Below are 24,708 nucleotides of genomic sequence, written 5' to 3'. Positions count from 1 at the left end.
CGTGACCACCGAGCAAGAGGATCCACCATGACGTACCTGCCTCCGACCTTCCGCGCGCTGCACGCGGGCTGGACGCTGACCGCCGCCGAGCTGCCCGAGGGCGCGCCGCGGGACCTCGCGGGCCCGCTCGCGTCCGGCGTCCCGGCGGCCGTTCCCGGCGAGGCGCACCTGGACCTGCGCCGCGCCGACCTCATCGCCGACCCGTTCGACGGCGACAACGAGGCCGCGCAGCAGTGGATCGGCGACACGGACTGGACGTTCACCACCGTCTTCGACTGGACCGCCGCCGGCGCCGAGCGCCACGACCTGGTCGCGCACGGCCTCGACACCGTTGCCCTGGTCGAACTCAACGGCACCGAGGTCGCCCGTACCGAGAACATGCACCGCTCCTACCGCTGGGACGTGCGCGAGCACCTCCGCGAGGGCGAGAACACCCTGACGGTGCGCTTCACCGCGCCTGTCCCCGAGGCCGCGGCCCGCGAGGAGCGCGACGGGGCCCTGCCGCACGTGAACCACCACGCCTACAACCAGCTCCGCAAGATGGCCTGCTCCTTCGGCTGGGACTGGGGCATCGACGTGGCGGGCGCGGGCATCTGGAAGCCCATCGGCCTCGACTCGTGGTCGGGCGCGCGCGTCGCCGCCGTCCGCCCCCTGGTCGACGTCGTCGCGAACGCCGAGGGCGGCCACGACGGCGTCCTCACCGCCCACATCGACATCGAGCGCGCCTCCGGCGACGGCGACGTCGAGGCCCTCCTCGTCGTCGTCGGCCCCGAGGTCCTCCCGCTGGAGACCGCCGTGACGGTCCCGGCCGGGTCGGACTCGGTCACCGTCGTCCTCGACGTGCCGCAGGTGCGCCGCTGGTGGCCGGTCGGCCACGGCGACCAGCCGCTCTACAAGGTGAGCGTCGAAGTCGGCGAAGGGCACTGGGAGGGCCGCGTCGGGTTCCGCACCGTCGAGCTCGACACCGCCGCCGACATGGCCGGCGCGCCGTTCGACCTCAAGGTCAACGGCGAGCGGGTCCTCGTGCGCGGCGCGAACTGGATCCCCGACCACGCCTTCCTCACCGAGGTCGGCCCCGAGCGGTACGCCCGGCGCGTCGCCGACGCCCTCGACGCCAACATGAACCTCCTGCGCGTGTGGGGCGGCGGCATCTACGAGTCCGACGACCTCTACGACCTCGCCGACGAGCACGGCCTGCTCATGTGGCAGGACTTCCTGTTCGCCTGCGCGGCCTACAGCGAGGACGAGCCGATGCGCTCGGAGATCGAGGCCGAGGTCCGCGACAACGTCACGCGGCTGAGCCCGCACCCCTCGCTGGTGCTGTGGAACGGCAACAACGAGAACACGTGGGGCTCGGTCGACTGGGGCTGGGCCGGGCGACTCGACGGCCGCGCCTGGGGCGACGGCTACTACAACGGCCTGCTGCCCGCAGTCGTGTCCGAACTGGACCCGACCCGCCCGTACTCGCCCGCGAGCCCGTACTCCTTCGGCGACTACCGCCACCCCAACGACGAGCGCTACGGCACCATGCACATCTGGGACGTGTGGAACCGCGCCGACTACTCGGTGTACGCCGACTACAAGCCGCGCTTCGTCTCCGAGTTCGGTTTCCAGGCCCCGCCGGCGTGGTCGACCCTCGCCGCGGTCGTCCACGACGAGCCGCTGGACCCCTTCGGGCACGAGATGCTCGTGCACCAGAAGGCCCACCTGGGCAACGCCAAGCTCGAACGCGGCTGGCAGGGCCACCTGCCCGACCCGAAGTCCATCGAGGACTGGCACTGGACCACGCAGCTCAACCAGGCCCAGGCGATCCGGTTCGGCATCGAGCACTTCCGCTCGCTGACCCCGCACAACACCGGTTCGATCCTGTGGCAGCTCAACGACAACTGGCCGGTCGTCTCCTGGGCCGCGGTCGACTTCGCCGAGCACCGCAAGCCGCTGTGGCACGTCCTGCGCGAGGTCTACGCCCCGCGCTTCGCGACGCTTCAGCCGCGCCCGTCCGAGCGGGCCCGCGCCGAGGCGTGGGAGGGGCTCGAACCCGAACGGGACATGCTCGCGCTCATCCTCGTCAACGACACCGGCGAGGACTTCGCGGGGACGTTCGCGGTGACCCGCGAGACCTTCGACGGGACCGTGCTCGCCGAAGCGGCCGTCGAGGCCCGCGTCGACGCGCGCGGCGCCGTCGCCCTCGCCGTCCCCGACGAGGTCGCCGCGTTCGGCGACCGTGCCGCCGAGGTGATCCGCGCCGTCGCCGCCGGCTCGGGTTTCGCCCCGGCCCACCGCTACGGCGCCGAGATCGCCGATCAGCGGCTCGACCCGAGCCCGCTCCGGGTCGAGGCCGAGGCGACCGCCGAGGGGTGCCTGCTGCGGATCACCGCGACCTCGCACGCGAGGGACGTGTTCTGCCACGCCGACACCGTTGACCCCGCCGCCCGCGCCGACCGGGGGATGATCACCCTGCGGGCCGGCGAGACCGCCGAGATCGCGGTGGCCTCCCCGAACGGGGGCGGCCCGGAGGCGTTCGCCGCGGCCCTGCGCTGCGCCAACGACCTCCTGTAGTCCCTGTTCGACGGCCCCGGGCAACGGGTCAGGACGCCACGCCCGGGGCCGTCGAGCAGTACCCGCGAAACCGTTCCGCCGATCCGCCGCGCCGGACGACGAGGAGAGAACATGACCGTGCTGTGGTCCACCGAGGACTTCACGATCGAACTGGGCACCGCCGCCGGAGCGCCGGTGACGATCCGCTCGCTGCGCCCCGCCGCGGGCCCCGCCCGCCCGCCCGAGACCGCCGCCGAACCCGAAGGGCCCGAGCGCACTCCGCCGCTCGTGGAGGTCCAGGCCCTCGGCCACGGCCGCTTCCCCGGCAGCCACCGCTACACGTGCACCGTCCTCGGCTCGCGCCTGCGCTACACCGGGCACGAACTCGTCGGCGCCGACCTGCACGTCTCCCAGACCGACCCGGTCACGGGCCTGACGGCCGTGAGCGTCCTCAGCCCCTCCCGCCGGGCCCTGCGGGCCTGGACGGTCCTGCACGCCGGGGACGCCCCGGTCCGCGTCCAGGCGGTCACCTCCCTCGTGCTCGGCACCTTCACCGCCGACACTGAATCCCCTGTGGACGACTTCGACGTGTTGTGGGGCGACAACGACTGGGTCGCCGAGTCCCGCTGGCACCGCGCCCCGCTCCGCGAGGTCGGCCTGCCCGCCATGGACCCCGCGGTGCACCACCACATGAACCGCGCCCGCATGGCCGTCACCACCCGCAGCTCGTGGTCCACAGGGGAGCGACTGCCCACCGGCGTCCTCGCCCGCCGTTCGGGCGGCTACGGCCTCGCCTTCCAGATCGAGCACAACGGCGCCTGGCACTGGGAGGTCGGCGAGGACCGCACCGGCGCCTCGCTCGCGCTCCTGGGCCCCACCGACGCCGAGCACCAGTGGTCACTCGACCTCGCCCCCGGCGAGTCCTTCACCTCCGTGCCCGCGGCCGTCACCGTCGTCGCGCCGCAAGGCGACCCGGTGGACGCCGCGCTCGCCGCGCTCACCACCCACCGCCGGGACCTCGTCGCGCGCACCGGGACCGCGCGCCTCGACGCCCCGCTGCCGGTGGTCTTCAACGACTACATGAACACGCTCATGGGCGATCCGACCGCCGCGAAGATCCTGCCGCTGGCCGAGGCCGCGGCCCGCGCGGGCGCCGACTACTACTGCATCGACGCGGGCTGGTACGACGACGACGCGGGCGGCTGGTGGGACTCGGTGGGGGAGTGGGAGCCCAGCGCCTCGCGCTTCCCCGACGGGCTCGCCGCCGTCCTCGACCGCATCCGCGAACTCGGCATGACCCCCGGCATCTGGCTCGAACCCGAGGTCGTCGGCGTCCGATCGCCGCTCGCGCAGACCCTCCCCGAGGACGCGTTCTTCCAGCGCGGCGGCGCTCGGATCGTCGAGCACGGCCGCCACCAGCTCGACCTGCGCCACCCGGCCGTCACGGCGCACCTCGACGCCGTCGTGGACCGCCTCGTCGGCATGGGCGTCGGCTTCTTCAAGCTCGACTACAACATCATGCCCGGACCGGGCACCGACACCGGCGGCCTCGCCCCCGGCGCCGGGCTCCTGGAGCACTGCCGCGCCTACCTCGCCTGGCTCGACCGCGTCCTGGCCCGACACCCCGGCCTGCTGATCGAGAACTGCGCCTCCGGCGGCATGAGGGCCGACTACGCGACCCTCTCCCGCCTCCACCTCCAGTCCACTTCGGCCCAACAGGACCCGCTGCTGTACCCGCCGATCGCCGCCGCCACCCCCGCGTCGATCCTCCCCGAGCAGGCCGGGCACTGGGGCTACGCCCAACCCGAGATGAGCACCGAGGAGTCCGCCTTCACCCTCGTCGCCGGGATCACCGGTCGCCTCTACCTCAGCGGCCACCTCTCCCGCATGGACGACCACCAACTGGGCCTGGTCAACACCGCCGTCGCCGCCCACCGCGCCCTCCTGCCGCACGTCCAGACCGCCGAACCCGCCTGGCCCCTCGGCCTGGAGCACCGCGGCCCCTGGCAGGCCTTCGCCCTCCACACCGACGAGGCCGCGGTCCTCACCGCCTGGCGCCTGCCCGGCGCCCCGCCCGACCTCCGCGTCCCCCTCCCCGCCCTGCGCGGCAAGGACATCCATATCGAGCAGGTCTTCCCCGCACCCGACACCCCCGGCACCGGAGCATGGACCGCGACCTGGGACGGCGACGCGCTGCACCTCGCGGCCGACGCCCCCGCACCGACCGCCCGCGTCCTGCGCCTCACCTGGACCGGACCCGGCGCCACCTCGAAGGAGCAGCAGTGACACCGCGACCCGACTCGCCGGAGCACCACGCCCGGCTCGCCGGCGAATGCCGCCGCCTCCTCGCCTTCGGCGACCGCCTCGCCCTCCCCGGCGGCGGCGCCGCCTACCTCGGCGACACCGGCGAACCCCTTCCCGCACAAGGCGTCCGCACCTGGATCACCGCCCGCACCGCTCACGTCTACTCGCTCGCCGCCCTCATGGGCTTCCCCGGCGCCGAACCGATCGCCGACGCCGCCCTGGCCGGACTCACCGGCCCCCTGCGCGACGCCGAGCACGGCGGCTGGTTCCACGCCCTCGACGCCTCCGGCGCACCCGACCGCGCCGCCGGCAAGTCCTGCTACGACCACGCGTTCGTCGTCCTCGCCGCCTCCTCGGCCGCCCTCGCCGACCGCCCCGGCGCCGCCGCCCTCCTCGACGAAGCCCTTACGGTCTACCTGCACCGCTTCTGGGACGAGGCCGCCGGGCTCCCCCTGGACGCCTGGGACTGCGCCTTCACCGCACCCGAGCCCTACCGGGGCCTCAACGCCACCATGCACTCCGTCGAAGCCCTCCTCGCCGCCGCCGACGCACTCGACGCACTCGGGCGCCCCGGCGCGGGCGCCTGGCGCGACCGCGCCGACGCCATCGCCCGCTTCGCCGTCGACCTCGCCGACCGCCACGACGGGCGCCTCCCCGAGCATTTCGCGCCCGACTGGACCCCCGACCTCGACCTCAACCGCGACCGCCCCGACGACCCGTTCAAGCCCTACGGCGCCACCCCCGGCCACGGCCTCGAATGGTCCCGGATGCTCCTCCAGGTCGAGGCCCTCCGCGGCGGGGACGACGCCCTCGTGTCCGCCGCCGCCCGCCTCTTCGACCGCGCCGTCGCCGACGGCTGGGCCGCCGACGGCGCCGAAGGCTTCGTCTACACCGTCGACTGGGACGGCGAACCCGTCGTGCGCCAACGCATGCACTGGGTCCTCGCCGAAGCCCTCGCCGCCGCCGCGGCCCTCCACCGCCACACCGGCGAGACCCGCTACGCCGACCACTACGCCGCCTGGTGGGACTACGCCGAACGCCGCCTCATCGACCGCGAACACGGCTCCTGGCGCCACGAACTCGACCCCGCCAACGCCCCCGCCACCGCGGTCTGGCCCGGCAAACCCGACCTCTACCATGCAGTCCAGGCAACCCTCCTGCCCCGCCTCCCGGCGGCCCCCACCCTCGCACGGGCGCTCCGCGAGGGCCTGCTGCCCGACGCGAACGACGGAAACGAAGGAGCGGCATGAACGACGAACCTCGTTTCGAACCCGACCGGGCGGCGGCGATCGGCGAGACCGCCCGCGCCGGTGACGGCACCAGTGGCACCGGCAACGAAGCGAACCGCGCCGAGTTCGGCACGGCCATCGGCGAGAAGCTGTCGGGTGGCGACCCGACCGGCGCTAACCCCGGCCCGGCCCCGGCAATCGGGGAGACGGCGACGGGTAACGACGCGAAGGGCACCGATCCCGGCCCGGTCCTGGTCATCGGCGAGACGCTCATCGACATCATCACCACTCAAGACGGCGTCCGCGAACTGCCCGGCGGCAGCCCCGCCAACGTCGCCGTCGCCCTCGGCCGCCTCGGCCGCGCCCCGGTCCTCGCCACCACCCTCGCCGCCGATCCGCGCGGCGACGCGGCCCGGCGCTGGCTGGAGGCCTCCGGCGTCACCGTCGCGGCCCAGGCCCCCGCGACCGGCCGCACTTCCACAGCCGCCGTCACCCTCGCCGAAGACGGTTCCGCCGCATACGAATTCGACCTCGCCTGGGACCTCGGCGCCGCGACGATCGACACGGCCGCCGACCCGATCGTGGTCCACGCCGGTTCCATCGCCACGGTCCTCGACCCGGGCGCCGCCGCCGTCGAAGCCGCCCTCACCGGCGCCCGGGGCCGGGCCCTGGTCACCTTCGACCCGAACGCGCGGCCCGCCATCACCCCCGACCGCGACGCGGTGCTCCCGCGCGTCGAACGGCTCGTAGCCGCCAGCGACGTCGTGAAAGTGTCCGAAGAGGACCTCGCCTGGTACCACCCCGGCGCCGACCCCGTCGACATCGCCCGCGACTGGGCCGCACGCGGACCGGTCCTCGTGGTCGTCACCCGCGGCGCCGACGGCAGCGTCCTCGTCCGCGGCGACACCGTGCTCACCCTTCCCGGCGTGACCGTCACCGTCGCCGACACCATCGGCGCCGGGGACACCTACACCGGCGCCCTCATCGACGCGCTCCTCTCACTGAACGCCCACGGCCCCGACGCCAGACACGTCCTCCAAGCCCTCACCGAAACCCAACTCCGCAACGCCGCCACCTGGGCCGCCAACGCCGCCGCCATCACCGTCTCGCGCCCCGGCGCCGACCCGCCCACCAGAGCCGAACTCGACGGCGCCGCCTGACCGCACCGGCCCCGAACCGCACCCGTCCACCAGGGCCGAGCCCAAAAGCACTTTGCCGCCTCATCCGCCCCGGCCCGCACCCCTCCGGCCGCCGACCCCACGCCACGCCCGCTTCGGCGCCGTGCCGCACGGAGCCGGATCGGGTGCGGACCCGTCCGTCCGCGGCGTGCTCGGCGGCGCTGGCCGATCCGAGCGCCCCGCGCTTCGCCGAACTCGCACAGCGCCGTTCCGTGAAGTTGACGCCGGTGTTGAACATGGCAGCTAGGCGGCCGATGCCGCTGACACGACATAATTTCGCTGCACCATCAGAGTTCGCGATCTATACAAATCTTGCGATACTTGCTAATCTCGTTCCCATGGTTAAAGATCCACTGATTCGCGATCTTGTCGCGATCCTGATGCCGGAGCCGGACAAACTGGCTGTATTTTCCGATCCCACGTACTTCGAGGAGTACCAGAACACGCTCGACGCGACCTACGACGCCCGCGAGGAACTGGCCGGGCAGATGGCCGAGACCGCCGAGGCTTCCGACACCGACCCGCTGCTGGAGGCCATCACTGAGGCCAGCCGCATCATCAATGCCCAAGAGGAGCAGCGTCGGCTGCTGTTCGCCTACGCCCGCGAGCATGTCCGCGGCCGCCCGTACTCGTTCGACGTGCTCGGCCGCGCGGCGGGCAAGCCCGCGTCGACCGTGCGCAGCTCCATCAAGCAGGCCGACATCGACGCCGTCGCCAAGCTCATCGGCCCGGCCGCGCGGGAGGAGGCCCAGGTAAGCCGGGAGGAAGCCGCCATGGCGAACCTGCGCGGCCTGCTCGACCGCGTCGACCCCGAGATCCGGACGAGCCTGCTCGCCCACGACGGCGCGCAGTTGCGTCCGCTCCTGGCCGGATTGCACGACGAGGCCGTCGAGCGGGTCATCGCCCGGCTCCGCCAGGGCTAAGCCAAGATGCGACCCCGCCCCGGTTCCGACCTGGCGAAGCACCTAGCGGAGACCTACGTTCGCCTCGCCGAGGTCGCTCTGGGACTCGATAAGACTGAGGACCGGCACTGACGCAACACCGTTGAAGCCACCATCAGCCCCAGTACGGCCGGGACCCGATCAGGTCCCGGCCGTTCTGCTACGGGTTGGTTTGAGGGCGCCTGAACAGGCCGAATACCTGGTCCGAGTACGAGGCGGTATCGGAAGTGATCATCGCCGGGTCGGGGCCGCGTTGGTGTCGGTTGCGTTGGTTGCCGGACACCGGGAACCGGCAGCGCGGACCGACAGCGAGTGACGGGCCGGTCGAGGTCCACCCACCTCGACCGGCCCGGTGAGGGCGCCGGCCGTCCTGGGGAGCGGCGGGCCCTTCATACTCCGGGGCCCGCCCGAGATTCAGTCGCCGGGCCGCGGAGCGCTTTGCGGGTCAATGGATGTCGGGCTCGGCGATGATCTTCTGCACCTGCTGCATGATCCATTCGCACCACTCGTCGCCGTTCCACGCGCCGTACCAGGCGGGGACGTCGTCGGGGTCGTCGGTGAACCGGCAGCACTCCCGGGCGCCCGCGCCGTCGTCCACATCCAGGAGGTACTCGGCCACCTTGCGCGCCCGGGCCGGGAACGAGTCGAGCCGGTAGAGCGTGAAGACGGCCGGGTTCCTGCGAAAGTCGCCCAGGTAGCCGTCGACGCCCGGCTTCCCATCGGACCGGAAGTTGTACGGGTCCTTGTCGGGGACGGTCGAACCGCCCGCACGGCTAGCCATTCCGGATTCCCACTGAACCGGCGGCACGCCCAGTCATTGCCGACCTCTCACCGAATCGGCTGCGCCGCTAGCCATTGCATGCCCGCACCGAGCAGGTTCCGACGCTCACAGCCCCGGCCCCGGGGCCGACACCTGCCCCGGCCTGCGCGGCGGCCGTGGCCCGGCGGACCGAGTAGACCGTGCGGAACGCCTGCTCCTCGATCCAGATCTTCGCGTTCGACTTGAGCCCGTTCCAGAACGGACCCCAGGTCGCCTTCAGCTCACCGGAGTTGAGCCCGGAGACCACCAGCACCACATCATCCTTGCGCTCGCCGGTCAGCACCTGGAACGAGTCCGGCGCGCTGGCGCTCGACGCGCGGACCGTATAGGTCCGGTAGTCGTCCCGGAAGGTCCCTCGTTCGAGTGCATTTCGGGCGGTGCTCCCGGCCGCATTTGGGTTGCTCATCTCGCACCTCCATTTCAAACTGTCGGATAGCCGACAGGTTGCCGCCCGGGGATCGCAGTGGTCGTTGGAAGGCGCGATCCCCGGGCTTACCTATCGGTTGCGAGTCGTGCAATCCGGCTCGCGATGAATGGAATCTAAGCCCTGAGCTCGGCAAGTAGAAGGCCCGACACGAGAGCAGTTCTTGCAGGTAAGGAGGTCGCGCAAGAATTACCGGAAAGTTTTGCGCCCCAAACTTTCCTACCCCCTTGCCCTTGATGTTCGAGTGCACCGGGGCGTGTACGGTTTCATTACCGTGCGTTCCCGCCAACGAACCCCGGAGGGCCGATGCCTCTTTCAAGAGTCGCCGAATGGTATGTCCTCGCAGATCTCCAAGCGCTCTGCAAAGAATCCGACCTCACCTACACCCAGATCGGAGACGAGCTGGGGGTGAGCGCACGCACCATCCAGAACTATGTCTCGGGTGAGACCCGACCCAAAGCAGGCATGGCAGCCAAGTTCGCAGAGGTCTGTGGCGCCAGTAAGAAGCGCATAGACTTCCTCATCCACGTGATCAGCCAACTGGACAGTGGCATGATCGTGTCAGACCTCAACAAGAGGAACATTCTGATTCTCGAACATGGCGAGGCAGCCTCCGGCGAGATCTGGAAGTTTGAGACCGGCTATGTGCCAGGCCCGTTTCAGACGGAGCGATACCATATGGAGTTGCTGACCGAGCCGACGAAGAACCGTTCACGAAACTGGCACCGCAAGCACCGGCGATTCTCGATCATCAGCAGGCGTGATCCCGCTCCGGTGGTGAACGTCCTCATGGGCATCAACGTACTTCGGCAGATTCGTGACTGGGATGGAGCAGAGGATCAGTTCAATCACCTGCTCGAAATCGACCAGTGGCCGAACTGTGAGATCCGGCTCCTCGACGGTTTCCACTACGGATCCGAGCATCCGTTTGAGATCTACCTGCCTGGTGGAAGACCCAAAGCGCCGCCGCCCTTTGTCTATGTTGAGTCGATTGATCAGAGCCGACACATCGAGGATGCTGAGAAGTTCGGCTTGTATCATGGCCGAGTCAAGGATATGTGGTCGTCTGGCAATCGAATTGGAGGGAGCCTTGATGACTGGATACGGTAGATGGCGCAAGAGCACCCGCAGTGGCGGTGGAGATGACAGCAGCTGCGTCGAGGCCCGGCGCGAGACCGGGGCGTTCCAGGTCAGGGACTCGAAACTCGGCCACGACTCGCCGATCTTCGACCTGTCCGCCACTGACTTCAAGGCTCTGCTCGGCGCCGCGGAGTTAATCCCGCACGAACCCCAAGGCCGCCGTCGCGATACCGCGACGGCGGCCTTTTGCGTTGGAGGATCAACGCACCGACCCGGTTGGCGATTCAGGGTGCGCCGCCGCTAGCCGCCTCGAAGCCGTCCGTTCGGGGGCGGCGTGTCGGTGCGTGGGCGACCGGGCGCCCTCCGTCGGCTCCGTGTGCTCGGGGGGCTTGCGGGAGCGCTCCAGGATTATGTAAATTGATGAAAGTAAATATCACGATCATCGATGTCTGTGGAAGTGGGCGGATGTGAACGTGAACCACCCTCAACGAATCGGACGCAACATGACCCTCACCATGCCCGACGCGGTCACGCCGCGGGCACTCACCAGGCGCACGCGCCTCCTGCTCGCGCTGGCGGTGATCGCGGTCGGCTCGCTCGTGGCCGCCTCGCTCAGCGTGTGGAACAGCGCCAGGGCCGACGCCTTCGAAGTCGGCACCTGGTACAACCTCGAATCCCGCCACTCCGGGCTCGTCATGGGCATCCGGGCGGCCTCGATGGACAACGGCGCCGAAGTCGTCCAGTGGAACAGCAACGGCTCGTACGACCAGCAGTTCCGCTTCCTCGACGCAGGGGACGGCTACTACCGTATTCAGACCCGGCACTCGAATAAGGTCCTCGACGTCGCCTCCGGCAGCACCGCCGACGGCGCCTACGTCCAGCAGTGGGGCGACTCGAACAGCACGAACCAGCAGTGGCGCATCACCGAGTCCGGCGGGTACGCGACCTTCGTGAACCGCGCCTCGGGCAAGGCGCTCGACGTGTGGGAGTGGTCGACCACCAAGGGCGGCAGGATCTCCCAGTACACGCCCACCGGTGGCACCAACCAGCAGTGGAAGCTCGTCCCGGTCGGCTCGCTGCCCACCGGCGTCGACAAGCTGGAGGGCTTCGGCCAGGGCACCACGGGCGGCCAGGGCGGCACGACCGTCACGGTCACCACGCAGGCGCAGCTGGAGCAGTACGCGAACGCCTCGGGCGCCTACATCGTCAAGGTCGCGGCCACGATCAACATCAGCCCCAAGGGCAAGGAGATCCGGGTCGGGTCGAACAAGACCATCATCGGCGTGGGCACCTCGGGCCAGATCGTCGGCGGCGGGTTCTTCCTGGGCGAGGGCACGAACAACGTCATCATCCGGAACCTCACCATCCGCGACACGCTGATGCCCGAGGACGACCCGGACGACAAGGACTACGACTACGACGGCATCCAGATGGACACCGCGAGCAACGTCTGGATCGACCACAACCGCATCTACAACATGAACGACGGCATCATCGACTCGCGCAAGGACACCACGAACCTGACGGTGTCCTGGAACGAGCTCGGTCCGGGCAACAAGGCCTTCGGGATCGGCTGGACCGACAATGTCACGGCGCGGATCACCATCCACCACAACTGGATCCACGGGACCGGACCGCGCAACCCGAGCACCGACAACGTCCAGTACGCGCACCTGTACAACAACTTCCTGCAGGACGTCTCCGGTTACGGGAACTACTCCCGCGGCTACACGAAGATGGTCCTGGAGAACTCGTACTTCGAGAACGTGAACGACCCGTGGTATCCGGACTCGACCGCGCAGTTGCGCCAGAGCGGCAGCATCTGCGTCGACTGCACCGGCGACCGGATCACCAGCGGTTCGGCGTTCAACCCGTCGGACTTCTACAGCTACACCCTCCATTCGGCGAGCCAGGTTCCGGCCCTGCTCGACCAGTACTCCGGCCCGCAGTCCTGGCTGGGGGTCTGATGACCCGCCGGGCTCCGGAGGCGACTCCGGGGCCCGGCCCCGACTCGGCCCTACATATTGATGATGTTGACTCTCTCGATTGAGATTGTTACCCTTCACATCACGTCGACCGCACCCGCGCGGTCCCGGCTTCCCACCCTCTTGGAGCGGCCATGTCACCCTCACGACCCGCCCGCCTCTCGCGGCGCGGCCTGCTCGCCGCCGCCGCGGCCGTCCCCCTGGCGGCCGCCGTCCCGGCACCGGCCGCAGCGCAGGCCGCCTACACCGGCTACCTCATGGCCCACTTCATCGGCGAGGGCACCGGCGGCGAGCAGATCTACCTCGCCCACGCCGACAACGGCCTCAACTGGACCGACCTCAACCGCAGCCAGATCGTGCTCCGCAGCCACATCGGCACCCAGGGCGTGCGCGACCCCGTGATCGTGCGCAACCCCGCCGGGAACCGCTACTGGATCGTCGCCACGGACCTGCGCATCGGCTCGGGCACCTCGTGGGGCGACGCGGCCAACAACGGCAGCCGCAGCCTTGTCGTGTGGGAGTCGAGCGACCTCGTCAACTGGTCGTCCCCGTGGCTCCTGGGCGTCGCGAACTCGATCGGCGACGCGGGCAACGCCTGGGCGCCCGAGGCGATCTGGGACGCCGCGGCGGGGAACTTCCTGCTGTACTGGGCCACCAACTCCACGCGCAACGGCATCAAGAAGCACCGCATCTGGAGTGCCCGCACCACCGACTTCCGGTCCTTCACCGCCCCGCAGGTCTACATCGACCTGCCCGGCTCCGAAGGCCTCATCGACACGCAGATCGTCGAAGTCGCCGGGAGCACCTACCGCTACTACCGCGCCTCCAAGACCACCCAGATCGTCATCGAGGGCGCCAACTCCCTCACCGGCTCCTGGACCCGGCTCGGCGACCTCTCCGGCCTCACCGGCGGCGGCGTCGAGGGCCCCATGTGGGCGAAGTTCAACGACCGCAGCGAATGGGCGCTGTGGCTCGACCAGTACGCCACCGGCCGCGGCTACATGCCCGTGCTGACCACGAACCCCGCCGCCGTCTCGGGCTACCGCACCACCTCCGGGTACGGCCTGGGCGCCAACCTCAAACGCCACGGCTTCGTCCTCAACCTCACCCAGGCCGAGGAGACCCGGGTGCTGAACCGGTACCAGAACCCGGTGTTCAACCGCCTGCAGTCCTACAACTTCCAGGACCGCTACGTGCGCCACTACAACATGGACGTGCGCATCGACTCGGGCGTCTCGCCCGCGCAGGACGCCCAGTTCCGCCTCGCGCCCGGCCTGGCCTCCTCCGGCGCCGTCTCGATCGAGTCGGTGAACTACCCCGGCCACTTCCTGCGCCACTCGAACTACGACTTCGCCCTGGTCGCCAACGACGGCTCCGCCCAGTTCGCGGCCGACGCCACCTTCACACGGACCGCAGGCCTCGCCGACGGCTCCTGGAGCTCGTTCCAGTCCTACAACAACCCGACCCGCTACATCAGGCACTACGCCTACAACCTGCGGCTCGACCCGATCAGCACCGCCACCGACCGGTCCGACGCGACCTTCAGGGTCACCACTTAGGACCATCGGTCCCGTGACCGCCCGTCCGCGATCGCGGACGGGCGGTCGCGTTTCAGGCCGAACCTCTCGCCCGCGCAAGCGCGCGTCGACCTGCCCTGGCCGCGCTCATTTCTCGGCGTCGCGCATCCGCTCCAGTTGCCGTTCGATCGACTGCCGCAGTTTGGCGTCGGTGTCGGGGTCGAGCCGTTCGAGGACGGCGGCGCCGGCGGCCTCCCAGTCGGCGTCGGGTTCGCCCGCCTCCTGGAGGCAGGCCATGATGCGGCTGGTTACCTGGGCGTCGAACTGCGGCAGGGGTTCGCCGTCGAGGACGACCGCGTGGGCCTCCTCGGCGAGGCGGCGCCGGTGCGGGAGGGTCGCCTCCGTGTCGGGGGCGAGGACGCTCCCGTGCTGCATGAGGGTGCGCACCAGTTCGATCCGGCATTCGGCGCGGTAGCGTTCGGGGTAGTCGCCGTTCGCCCAGTCGGCGCGCAGCTCTTCGGCGAGGTCGGTCATCCCGGCCGTCGCGGATTCGCGGCCCTCCTCGTCGGCCAGGTCGGTCCACAGTGCCGCGCGTACGGAGTTCGCCGCGGCGGGCAGTGCGCCGAGTTCCCGCCAGGCCGTCTCGGCGCGGCGGTAGGCGAGGCGGGCCTCGTCGCGTTCGCCGAGGCGGGCGAGCAGCGTGCCGGCGAGGTGCGCGGTCTGGGCATAGCAGATCGCGCTCGGGTGCGCCTGGCCGTCGTCCATGAGCCGCAACGCCTCCAGGGCGTGCTCGACCCCCGCCCGCGCCTCGCCTAGGGCGCCGAGGGCTTCGGCGAGCACGACCCGCGCGTCCACGAGCCGCCAGTGCTCCTCCGCGGGCATCGACGGCAGGTCCGCCAGTGCCGACTCCCCGTAGGCGACGGCCTCGGCGTGCCGCCCCTCCGCGAGCACGGCCTTGGCCAGGAGGTGGCGCGAGACGGCCGCGCAGCCGGGCTCCCCGGCGAGGTCGTAGTGGAAGGCGGCCTGGACGCCGTGGGCCTCTGCCTTGGCACGGTCGCCGAGGTTGAGCGAGCATTCGGTGATGCTCAGGTGCAGTGCGGCGACGGGGAACGGCGGGACGCCGGGGACGAGGGCGGCGAGCCCGGTCTCGGCCGCGGCGACGGCCTCCTCGTAGCGTCCGTGCCCGTTGAGGTCGCTGCTGTGGTCGACGGCGGCGGCGACGGTCTCCAGCGGGTGGTCGCCGGCGACGGCGAGGTCGAAGCGGCGCCGCAGCGCCTCGGTGCGCGCCTCGGGTTCGGTCGCGAAGGCCGCAAGCGCGTTCGCGAGGGCGAACCGGGCGTGGGTGTGGCGGCGCTCGCCGGGGCGCTCGGCCAGCGCGTCGTCGGCCGCGGCGACCGCTTTGCGCAGGTCGGCGTCCGGTTCGGTCCCGGTGACCTGGCAGTGGGCGAGGAGCGCGACGTGGGCGAGCGCGTTCGCGCGCAGGGCGTGGACCGGGTCGTCCTCCATGGCGGCGGCGTCGGCGATGACCTCCCGGGCGGCCTCGGGTACGGCTTCGGGGTCGGTGCTGAAGCGCCACATGAGGACCGCGGCGCGGTTGGTGAGCGAGCGCCCGTGCAGGCCCGCGGCCTCGAAGCGTTCTCTGGCCGTTGCGGAGAGGTCGAGGGCGGAGGCGGGCCCGTCGGCGCCGTCGATGCGGGAGAGGAGGACTTCGGCCTCGTCGGCAGCGTCGAGTTCGGCGCCGAGCGCGGTGGCGAGGCGGTCGACGAGGGCCCACCGGTCGTTCTCGTCGTCGGCGAAGGCCGCGCTGGCGGTCCTGGCGGCGTCGAGCGCGGCGGCGAGCGCGTCGTCCCCGGTCGGCTCCGGCGCCGCTTCGACCACTGTGGGCGCCTCGGGGAGTGTCTTGAGCCCCAAGGGGACACGCGGGTACTGGATCGGCGGTTCGACGCGTTCGGCGGACAGGCGGGTCTGGGCGTCGGTGCCGTTGCGCGCGTCGTAGCGTTCGCAGAGGGCGCGGCGATCGGCGTCGGCGTGCTCGCGGAGTGCGGCGGCGGTCCAGGTGCGGTTCTCGGGCCCGGGGACTTCGGTGTCGTCCATGCCGCGGCGCAGGAGCGCGTCGCACAGGACCTGGACGGCTTCGAGGACGCTGCGGCGCACGTCGGGGGAGAGGCCGAGGTCGAAGGCGCGGGTGCTCGCGGCGAGGATCTCCAGGGCGCGCGGCTCGTTGCCGGTGATGGCGCAGAACCGCAGGTGCTCGGCGACGAATTCGACCATGTCGTCTTTGCCGCGGGCGAGCTGGTAGCCGCGCAGGTGGTTGGCGCGGGCCTGGTCGAGCCTGCCGAGGGCGGCCAGGGGCAGCACCGATTCGGCGAGGGTGCCGTGCGGCTGGTGGTTGCAGCGCAGGCGTCCTCCGAGGACCGGTTCCCACAGGTCGAGGGCGCGTTCGAATTCCCCGGCGTTCGCGGCGATCTGGCCGGCGTTCGCGCACCGGCAGGCCTCGCAGTCGCTCATGCGGTCGGGTTCGGTGGCCGCGACGGCGGCGGCGGCGCGTTCGGCGCGGTCCTCGTCGCCGATGTGGCGGGCCACCCAGTACTCGGCCTCGTGGACCGGGTGGAGGGAGTGCCCGGCCTCGGCGTAGCGCTCCCGCATCTGCCCCAGCCATTCCTCGATCGACGCGAGCGGCACGTCGGGGTGGTCGAGGAGCTTGTAGACGACCCACTTGTGCTGCCAGTAGACGCGGTGCACGGCGGCGGGGCCGAAGTCCTCGGGGGCGGCGTCGTAGAGGGCGAGGGCGCGCGCGAACGGGACGATGAGCCGGGTCGGGTCGGCCGAGAACTCGTAGCTGGAGACGAGGTCCTGGAGCGCGGAGACGAGCAGGGCCGGCTCGCTCTGCTCGTCGATCTCCTCGATGAGGCCCTCGATCGCGGCCGAACGGGCCTCGCCGCGGAGTTCTCGGTTGGCGCGCTGGAGGCGCCGGCGCAGTTCGTCCGTTTCGGTCATGCTTCATCCAACTGTCGGAGAGGTGGGCGAGGGTCTCCGCAGTGTGCCATGTGCACGGCCGCGGGGCCGCGCGACCCTGCGTCAGTCGAGGAGCCCCGCGTCGTTCACCAAGAGCGCCAACTGGACCCGGTTGTTCAACCCGAGTTTCGACAGGGCCGCGGAGACGTGCGTCTTGACCGTCGGGACGCTCAGGTGCAGGGCTGCGGCGATGTCGGCGTTCGCGCCGCCCCGGCCGACCTCGACGGCCACTTCGGTCTCGCGGGTGTTCAACGCCCCCAGGCGTTCGCGGGCCCGGCCGCGCCGGTCCCCGGGGCCGGCCTCGATCGCCAGGCCGATGAGGCGCCGCGTCACCTCCGGCGACAGCACCGGCTCCCCGGCGGCCACCCTGCGCACCGCCGCGACGATCTCGGCCGGCGGCGTGTCCTTGAGCAGGAACCCGCCCGCGCCGGCCCGCAGCGCCCGCCGCACATGCCCGTCGGCCTCGAACGCGGTGAGCACCAGCACCTCCGGCGCCCCCGGGGCGGCCCGGAGGCGCTCGGTCGCGGTCAGGCCGTCGACGCCGGGCATGTGGAGGTCCATGAGCACCACGTCGGGGCGCAGCGTCGCCGCCAGCGCGGGCACCTCCGTGCCCGACCCGGCCTCGCCGACCACCTCGACGTCCCCGGCGCCGCCGAGGATCATCCGCAGCCCGGCCCGCACCAGCGGGTCGTCGTCCACCACGAGCACTCGCACCGGTTCGGTCATGTCGTCCAGGGTAGCCACGCCTGCACCAGCCATCCGCCCGCTTCGGTGGGTCCGTACCGCAGGCGCCCGCCCGCGAGCGCGGTCCGCTCCTCGATCCCGACCAGCCCGTGCCCCGTCCCGGGCCCCGAGGCGCGGCCGGGACCGTTCTCGACCTCCACGCTCAGCCCCTCGCCAGGCCCGCCCGACACGGCGACGCGCACGGGCGCGCCCGCGGCGTGCCTGCGCGCGTTCGTGAGCGCCTCCTGCACGATCCGGTAGGCGGTGCGACCCGACCGCTCCGGCGCCTCGCCCTCGACCTCCTCGACCAGGTCGATCCGCGAACCGGGCCGGGCCTCCTCCACCAGCGCCCGCAGATCCGCCATCGTCGGCTGCGGCAGCTCCCCGATCGGGGCCCGCAGGACCGCGATGACCTCCCGCAGGTCGCGCATCGCCAGATGCGACTGCTCCCGGACCACCCCGGCCGCCGCCGCCAGCTCCCCGGCCGGGGCGTCGGGCCGGTACTCCATCGCCCCCGCGTGCAGGCTCAGCAGCGACAGGCGGTGCCCGAGCAGGTCGTGCAGCTCCCGCGCCAACTCGTCCCGCGCCCGCCTTCGCGCCCCCTCCCGCTCGGCCCGTTCCTGCTGCGCCGCACGGGCCTTCAACTGGAGCCGGTAGCGTACGAACAGCCCCCAGCCGGCGACCGCCCCGTACAGCACCACGGCGAACGCGAGCCCGCCGCCCACCCCCAGCTCGTCAGGGCGCACGAACGCATAGACCACCGTCGCCGCCATCGCCTCCGCATACAGCAGCACGATCGTGCGCGCACGCCGATGCACCACCACCGTGAACATCAACACCAGCATCGGGAACGCGATCGTCTCCGCGAACGCCGAAGCCGCCACCGCCGCGACCGCCGCCTGCACCGGCCACCGCCGCCGCAACCACAACAGGCCCAACCCCACGAGCCCCGCGGCCCGGTCGGCCTCGAACAGCCACGCCGGCGACGGCAGCCCCTGCTCCATCCGGTCCCACGACAGCAGCAGCCAGCACACCACCCCGACCGCGAACAGGACCGTGTCCACCGCCCACCCGCGCGCCCCGCGCCGCACACCCGCATCCACCCGCCGAACCTATCCGCCCCGTACCCCGCACACCCACCGGCGGACCCGATCCGATACCGAAGTCGACCTGTGCAATCCAGAGGTCGCGGCCCCGCCTCTCCGGCGCCATCCCGTGGTCGCACCGGTCGGGACCGTCGACCGATGCGCCGGACCGCCACGGCCCCATAGCGTCGAAGGCATGGAGACCACCGCACCCGCCGCCCCCCTGCACCGACGCCTGGCCGCCGTCCTCACCCTCGCGGTCCTCGCACCCGTCGCCGCCGAATACCTCACCGCCTACGATTCGAGCACCGGGAACCCGCTCGCGCTCGCAGGCGGCCTGCTCATCCTCGCGCCCCTCTACGGCGCCCCCGCAGTCCTCATCCGCGAGGCCGCCCGACGCGCAGGCCTCGGCTGGGGCGGCGTCCTCGCGCTGGCGGCGGCGTTCGGGATCGTCCAGGCCGGGATCTGGGACCAGTCGCTGTTCTCCACCGGCTACCGCGACATCGACTACTGGGAGGGCATGATCGGACCGACCTGGATCGCGCCCCTCGGGATCGCCGCCGCCACGACCCTCTCCTTCGTGGGCGGGCACGCCGTCGCGAGCTTCACCGCCCCGATCGTCCTCGCCGAAGGACTCCACCCGCGCCTCGCCGACCGCCCGTGGCTGCGCCTCCCCGGTCTCATCACCACCGCCGTCCTGTACCTCGCCGCGGCCGCGCTCATCCTCGGCTCCCACTTGCAGACCGAATCCGACCACGCCTCCTGGGTGCAGATCGCGGGCGCTGTGGGCGTCGCCGCGACGCTCGCCGTCCTCGCCTTCACCCTCGGCCGCAGGCGCACCGAACCCGTGCCGCGCCACATCCCGCCCGTGTGGGCCCTCGTCCTCGTCGCGATGGTCGCGGCGGGCGCCTTCGGCTGGTCCTACACGTGGACCGGCGTCGCCTTCACGGCCGCACTCGTGATCGTCTGCACCGCCCTGTCCGTCCACTGGTCCCGCTCCGAGTCCTGGGGCCGGCGCCAACCGATCGCCCTCGCCACCGGGGCACTCCTGACCTGGGCCGCGATGGGCTTCCTCACCGAACCGCTCGGCGAGGTCGCCACGGCCGCCAAGTACGCCCACAACACGATCGCCGTCACCTGCGTCGCCGCCCTCGGCTGGTGGGCCCTGCGCCGAAACCGCTGATTCGCATTGCGCACAGGCCCGCCGTACGCCAGGCTGACGCCATGGAAGCACCGCTGACCGACGGCACGGTCACGATCGCCCCGCTGGGCCCGGGCGACTTCGCCGCCCACCTCGCCGGGCAGGACGCCGAACTCGCCCGCTGGCTCGCCGGCGGCCGCTCCACGCCCGCCCAGGTCCGCACCTACCTCGAACGGTGCGCACTGTGGTGGGACCGCGGCGGCCCCTTCCACAACTTCGGCATCCGCATCGGCCCCGAAACGGTCCTCGCCGGCACCGTCGACGTCCAAGTCGGACAGTCCTACCTCGCACCCGGCCAGACCAACCTCGCCTACGGCCTCTACCCGCCCTGGCGCGGCAAAGGCCTCGCCACCCGCGCGGTCCTCCTCGCCTGCCGCTACGCCCGCGGCCTCGGCTGCGCCGAAGCCGTCATCCGCTGCGAACCCGCCAACACCCGCTCCGCAGCCGTCGCCACCAGAGCCGGATTCGCCTTCGGCCAACAACGCAGCGAACCCGACGGCACCCTCCTCGACTGGTACCTCCGCGACCTCCGCCCCTGACCGAACCGACCACCCGATCCCGAAGCGCCGTACCGGGCCACGGCCATCACCATCGCGCCCCGACCGACCGGCCGCCCGGCCCACCCGCACGGCCGCGAGGTGCCCGCAGACCACCGCCGCCGCCCGACACGCGAACGGACCGATGCGCGCGGAACCCGGCCCACGCGTTGCCGAACCCGACCGGGGCCGGGACGCTGTCAGAGCTCAGGGATGAAGGCGGGCGCGATGCCCATCGCGGCGACCCCTTCACGCACAGCACGATTGAAGTCCTGGATCGCGGCCACCAGGTCCTCCCAGGCGACCGGCGAGGTCCAGAAGTCCGGCGTGAGTGCGGAACCGACCCGCCAACCGTCCTCGGAGCACACGATGCGGATCAATCCCACTTCCGCCTGCATCGAGTCGAGCTCGAAGTCCTCACGGCCAGCAGGCCTCTGCGACCAGAGCGCCAAGTGGTACGCCAGCTCGGCTACCGGAAACCCCTGTTCGGTCCACACCACCCGAGCCCGCTCGCAAATGGAGAGCTCGGCCTCGATGTCGAGGAGCAGCACCTCCAGAGGGGCATCCGGCGGGACCACGCCTCGCCGCGGCAGATCCGACAGCCCGAAATTTCGACATGCGAACCGCATCGTCAGCCCCCTACTTGCCGTCGATCGCGTCGTCCAAATGCCGTTGGAGGCCATCGAACTCCGGGGCCGCGTTGCTCGCCAGCTCCGGATGCAACCGGTCGCGGAAGGCCCGGCTGAACTGGGTGTACCGCTCGACGGCAGGGCGCCGGCCCGGGCCGCCGTCGCCGGTCAAGGCGTCGTACAGCTCGTCGGCCTCGGCGCGCGGGCCGTCCGCCGACTCGCACGGGTCCGCAGCCGCCACGCCGTTCGCGATCTGGGCGATCGCGTCGAAGTACGGCTCGGGCCGCGTCGCGGCGAAGCCGCCGCGCTCGAACAACAGCTGCTGACTCGTGGGCCCCGTCAAGAACTCCACCAGCGACCGCGACACGTGCTTGTACCGCGAATGCGCGCTCACCGCGAGACTCCCGCCGCCGAGCACCCCGCCCGGCATCGGCACCACACCCACCGCGAAGTCCAGATCGCACGACCGCAGCGTCCGGACCGCCTGCGGCCAGTGCCGCAGGAACGGCACCCGCCCCTGCTGGAACGCCGCCATCGACTCGTCCTCGTTGTACTGCAACGAATCCTGAAGGATCACATGAGCGCCATCGCCGACCTCCTCGTGGAGGTCCACGGCCAGCTCCTCAAGCAGCCCCACCGCCTCCGAACGGGCACCGAAGTCGATCCTGCCGTCCCCCTCCGCCACATCGGCGCCGTTCGCCAGCAGGTACTCCCACACGTTCACCGTGAACCCCTCATAGGAGGCCAACTGCATCGCGATGCCGCCCTCGAAGTCCGCGTTCGCCTCCAGCATCCGCTCCACCGCATACCGCAGCCCGCTCCAGTCCTCAATGGACTTCGCCTCGGTGACGCTCAGGACGCCCTCCGCATAGTCGGAGCGCTCGCCCGCCCGGTAGTACAGCATCCCCACGTTCGTGTTGAACGGCAACGCGAACAGCCGCCCGCCGACCCGCCCGGTCGCCAACGGCCGCTCCAAGAACCCCTCGGTGTCGATGTCATCGAACGGCTCCAGACGCCCCGCCGCCGCGAAATCGGCGATCCACGGAATGTCGAGGTCCACCACGTCCGCCTCGCCGCTCTCGGACTGGAGCGCCGCGTGGATCGCACTGTACTGGAGGTCGGCGATCGCCGGAAGCTCCACCATCTGCGCCTGGTGCTCGGGATGCCACGCGTTCCACTGGTCGATCAGGAGCCGGCGCTGGCCGTTCGCAGTGTCGTCGCGGTGGGTGAGGACTTGCAGCCGGTCGTCGCCGAGGTCCTCCCAGTCCCGTGCGGGCCTGTGGGACCCGAGGTAGTAGGCGCCGCCGACGAGCCCGGCCGCGGTGAAGGCCCCGGCCGCCTCGAGCAGGGTCCGCCGGGCGAACTGCCGCTTCCCGCCGCGCTCAGCCACGGCCGCCCCACAACTGGTTGAACAGGTTGTCGAAGGTCATCGTGATCTGCTCCTCCTCGGCTTCGAGGCAGGTGACGCGGGCGTCCCCGGCGAGTTCGTCGAACGTCGCCGACCGGCAGGAGGCTTCGCCCACCGCGATCAGGTACAGCGACACCTGGGAGTCGGCGAGCCGCTCATGCACCTCGGCGACCGTGGTCGCGGACGTGTCGAGGTCGGCCCCGTCGGTGAGGACCACCATCGCGGAGAGCCGGTTCCCCTCGTGGGCCGACTCCAGCTCGGCGATCCCGTCGACCACCGTCTGATGCAGGTCGACGCCGTGGCTCACCGCCGTGTCGAAGAGCCCGTCCGCCGCGTCATCGCCCGGGTCGGCGCTCATCGCGAGCACCTCGACGTGCGAGTCGGCGCCGTCCGCCGGGAACGTCCACAACCCCACGCGGTCCTCGGCGCCCAAGTACCCCAGGGCCGCCGCCGCACCCTCAGCGGCCAACTCGAACCGGCTCTCGCCCCCGCCGCCCGCCTCGTCCATCGTCGCCGAGCGGTCGATCGCGAGCAGCACGTCCGTCGGCACCCGGTTCTCGCCGTACACCTCCCGCAGGTCACGGAACTCCCCGGCGCTGATCGGATCGGCCTCCGCCGGGAACGACTTCTCGAACCCCACGTCCCCAGCGAGTCCCCCGCCCTCGTAGCGGCCGTCGCGCACGCCCATGTCGGTCGGGCTCCAACGGGAGTCCTCGCCCGCGAGCCACGTCCGCAGGTCGTCGGCGACGGCCGCGCGCCGCCCCGCCCACGCGTCGTCCTTCCAGTCCAGGCTCACCGCCTGGTAGTCGAGCGCTCCCAACCCCGTGCCGTACACCGGCACCAGCCCCGAACGCGGACTGTCGGTGAGCGCGCACTCGTCGCCCAGCGAATTCCCGGTGTTGTACCGCGCCAAGGCCGCCTCGGTCGTCAGCACCGCCGCGGTCGGGTTCGGGCCCTGGGCCGTCACCAGATCGCACAACAGCTCCGTGTCAGAGGGGGACAAGGCGATCCCCGTCGCCGCCGCCGCGTCCGCGAGCCGGTTCTCCAACCTGGCGCCCTCCCCGCCCGGATCGGCGTCCTGCCCGTAGAGCGCGCGCAGGAACAGCAGCCCCGAATGCGTCACGGCCGGATCGGACCTGAGCACCGGCGTCCCGTACACGTCCCCGAGCTCGGTCACCAGCTCCGGCAGCGACCGCTTCGCGACCGGCTCGCCCTCGTTGAAACCCCCGTCGAGCACCGTGTCCGGCACCGCCAGCACCAGCGGCGTCACCCCGACCGGCTCCGCGTCGTCCGGCGCGAACACCTCGTACTTGACCTCGGAGCCGTCCAAGGCCGCCGCCGCCAGATCCACCTGCGTCTGCGACTCCGCGATCCACAGGTGCGGGCGGATGCCCACGTCCCGCAACGGCTGGAAGTCGCCCTCGGCACCTTCCGCCACCGGCTCCCAGCCCAGGCCCATCGCCCGCTCCACCTCCGGCCACGACGCGCTGTACGCCGTCACATTCGCCTTCCGGCAGCGATGATCGTCCGTGTACCGGTCGTTGAACGCCGCGATCGCCTCCTGGAAACCCGCCGAACCGTCCACCGGCAGCAGCACCGACAACTCCACCGGATCGTCGCAGTCCACCAGCAGACGCTCGTTCAACCGCGTCGCGATCGGACGCAACACATACCCCAGCACCAGGAAGAACACACTGACACCGACGAGCACCGCGAGCATCGAACGACGCCGCCCCCCACCCCCACGCAACAGATCCACCAGCCACGAACCCGCCGCCAGCAGAATCCCCACGACGATCAACACCGTCCGCCACGGCTGCGCGGCCGCATCGATCAGCAGCTCCAGACACAACAGCAGCACACCGATCCCCGTGATCGCCGGCGCCAGACGCCGCAACGCCGCCCCCACGACGCGGGTCACGTCGGCCTCGTCCATGCCGCTCTTGCTCTGGCCCCCGGCCGCACCGGAAACATCCTCGCCGCCCACGGCGGCATCGTTCTCGTTCTGACCGTTCACATCATCGGGCACGGTGGCTCCGTCGCAGTATCGCTCTACTGTGCTGCCAAGGGGATCGGCATCCGGAAAGGATGCACA

Annotated in this window: 19 protein-coding genes; 11 read left to right on the top strand and 8 right to left on the bottom strand. The window is 71.4% G+C overall.

All coding sequences use genetic code 11. The features are described 5' to 3' along the window. Positions 1 to 27 precede the first annotated feature (27 nt). From E9998_RS22710 to E9998_RS22690, 5 genes are all read left to right on the top strand, one after another. Complete coding sequence (locus E9998_RS22710) at positions 28 to 2,559, top strand: glycoside hydrolase family 2 protein (protein ID WP_136531982.1); 2,532 nt, start codon at positions 28 to 30, stop codon at positions 2,557 to 2,559. Between the two features lie 111 nt (positions 2,560 to 2,670). Then, complete coding sequence (locus E9998_RS22705; RefSeq protein WP_136531981.1) at positions 2,671 to 4,824, top strand: glycoside hydrolase family 36 protein; 2,154 nt, start codon at positions 2,671 to 2,673, stop codon at positions 4,822 to 4,824. Continuing rightward, positions 4,821 to 6,092: an AGE family epimerase/isomerase gene (locus E9998_RS22700; protein WP_192907138.1), complete on the top strand. Its 1,272-nt coding sequence runs from the start codon at positions 4,821 to 4,823 to the stop codon at positions 6,090 to 6,092. Before E9998_RS22705 ends, E9998_RS22700 begins: the two co-directional genes overlap by 4 nt. Continuing rightward, positions 6,089 to 7,231 carry a carbohydrate kinase family protein gene (locus E9998_RS22695; protein ID WP_136531979.1) on the top strand — a complete coding sequence of 381 codons (1,143 nt, stop codon included), beginning with the start codon at positions 6,089 to 6,091 and terminating at the stop codon, positions 7,229 to 7,231. The genes E9998_RS22700 and E9998_RS22695 overlap by 4 nt, the downstream gene beginning before the upstream one ends. A gap of 143 nt (positions 7,232 to 7,374) precedes the next feature. Further along, positions 7,375 to 8,172, top strand: a complete 798-nt coding sequence (locus E9998_RS22690; protein ID WP_136531978.1) for a hypothetical protein — start codon at positions 7,375 to 7,377, stop codon at positions 8,170 to 8,172. Positions 8,173 to 8,635: 463 nt separating this feature from the next. Here E9998_RS22690 and E9998_RS22685 read toward each other — a convergent pair whose 3' ends face one another. Further along, positions 8,636 to 8,971, bottom strand: coding sequence for a hypothetical protein (locus E9998_RS22685; RefSeq protein ID WP_136531977.1), 336 nt, complete (start codon positions 8,969 to 8,971; stop codon positions 8,636 to 8,638). 67 nt (positions 8,972 to 9,038) lie between these two features. Beyond that, positions 9,039 to 9,416 carry a hypothetical protein gene (locus tag E9998_RS22680; RefSeq protein ID WP_136531976.1) on the bottom strand — a complete coding sequence of 126 codons (378 nt, stop codon included), beginning with the start codon at positions 9,414 to 9,416 and terminating at the stop codon, positions 9,039 to 9,041. A 324-nt stretch (positions 9,417 to 9,740) separates the two neighbouring features. On the opposite strand from E9998_RS22680, the gene E9998_RS22675 reads away from it, so the two are divergent. The 4 genes from E9998_RS22675 to E9998_RS22660 all read left to right on the top strand — a co-directional run bounded on the left by E9998_RS22675 (position 9,741) and on the right by E9998_RS22660 (position 14,058). Continuing rightward, entirely contained in the window at positions 9,741 to 10,544 is an 804-nt protein-coding gene (locus E9998_RS22675; protein ID WP_136531975.1) for a Scr1 family TA system antitoxin-like transcriptional regulator, read from the top strand. Further along, a complete protein-coding gene (locus tag E9998_RS22670) occupies positions 10,450 to 10,818 on the top strand; it encodes a DUF397 domain-containing protein (protein ID WP_338029416.1) in 369 nt (122 codons plus the stop codon). The genes E9998_RS22675 and E9998_RS22670 overlap by 95 nt, the downstream gene beginning before the upstream one ends. A gap of 199 nt (positions 10,819 to 11,017) precedes the next feature. Then, the gene (locus E9998_RS22665; RefSeq protein ID WP_204745605.1) at positions 11,018 to 12,481 is read left to right on the top strand and encodes an RICIN domain-containing protein; all 1,464 of its coding nucleotides are present in this window, start codon (positions 11,018 to 11,020) and stop codon (positions 12,479 to 12,481) included. A 152-nt stretch (positions 12,482 to 12,633) separates the two neighbouring features. Continuing rightward, the gene (locus tag E9998_RS22660) at positions 12,634 to 14,058 is read left to right on the top strand and encodes a glycoside hydrolase family 43 protein (RefSeq protein ID WP_136531973.1); all 1,425 of its coding nucleotides are present in this window, start codon (positions 12,634 to 12,636) and stop codon (positions 14,056 to 14,058) included. Positions 14,059 to 14,163: 105 nt separating this feature from the next. Here the strand turns inward: E9998_RS22660 and E9998_RS22655 are convergent, their stop codons facing one another. The 3 genes from E9998_RS22655 to E9998_RS22645 form a co-directional block, all read right to left on the bottom strand. Continuing rightward, on the bottom strand, positions 14,164 to 17,013 hold the full coding sequence (locus E9998_RS22655; RefSeq protein ID WP_136531972.1) for a hypothetical protein: 2,850 nt from the start codon (positions 17,011 to 17,013) through the stop codon (positions 14,164 to 14,166). Positions 17,014 to 17,094: 81 nt separating this feature from the next. After that, the gene (locus E9998_RS22650; RefSeq protein ID WP_136531971.1) at positions 17,095 to 17,757 is read right to left on the bottom strand and encodes a response regulator transcription factor; all 663 of its coding nucleotides are present in this window, start codon (positions 17,755 to 17,757) and stop codon (positions 17,095 to 17,097) included. Further along, positions 17,754 to 18,818: a sensor histidine kinase gene (locus tag E9998_RS22645; protein ID WP_204745604.1), complete on the bottom strand. Its 1,065-nt coding sequence runs from the start codon at positions 18,816 to 18,818 to the stop codon at positions 17,754 to 17,756. Before E9998_RS22645 ends, E9998_RS22650 begins: the two co-directional genes overlap by 4 nt. Before the next feature lie 217 nt (positions 18,819 to 19,035). Here E9998_RS22645 and E9998_RS22640 point away from each other — a divergent pair, with 217 nt between their 5' ends. After that, positions 19,036 to 20,022, top strand: coding sequence for a hypothetical protein (locus E9998_RS22640; RefSeq protein WP_136531970.1), 987 nt, complete (start codon positions 19,036 to 19,038; stop codon positions 20,020 to 20,022). Positions 20,023 to 20,063: 41 nt separating this feature from the next. Beyond that, positions 20,064 to 20,579, top strand: coding sequence for a GNAT family N-acetyltransferase (locus tag E9998_RS22635; RefSeq protein ID WP_136531969.1), 516 nt, complete (start codon positions 20,064 to 20,066; stop codon positions 20,577 to 20,579). 197 nt (positions 20,580 to 20,776) lie between these two features. Here E9998_RS22635 and E9998_RS22630 read toward each other — a convergent pair whose 3' ends face one another. The 3 genes from E9998_RS22630 to E9998_RS22620 form a co-directional block, all read right to left on the bottom strand. Next, the gene (locus tag E9998_RS22630; protein ID WP_136531968.1) at positions 20,777 to 21,127 is read right to left on the bottom strand and encodes a DUF7878 domain-containing protein; all 351 of its coding nucleotides are present in this window, start codon (positions 21,125 to 21,127) and stop codon (positions 20,777 to 20,779) included. A gap of 88 nt (positions 21,128 to 21,215) precedes the next feature. Then, positions 21,216 to 22,595, bottom strand: coding sequence for an extracellular solute-binding protein (locus tag E9998_RS22625; RefSeq protein WP_136531967.1), 1,380 nt, complete (start codon positions 22,593 to 22,595; stop codon positions 21,216 to 21,218). Continuing rightward, complete coding sequence (locus E9998_RS22620; RefSeq protein ID WP_136531966.1) at positions 22,588 to 24,642, bottom strand: VWA domain-containing protein; 2,055 nt, start codon at positions 24,640 to 24,642, stop codon at positions 22,588 to 22,590. Before E9998_RS22620 ends, E9998_RS22625 begins: the two co-directional genes overlap by 8 nt. Positions 24,643 to 24,708 lie beyond the last annotated feature (66 nt).

This window comes from Glycomyces paridis, from assembly GCF_004912155.1.
GTDB lineage: Bacteria > Actinomycetota > Actinomycetes > Mycobacteriales > Micromonosporaceae > Glycomyces > Glycomyces paridis.
This window is presented reverse-complemented; position numbering and strand designations above follow the sequence as displayed.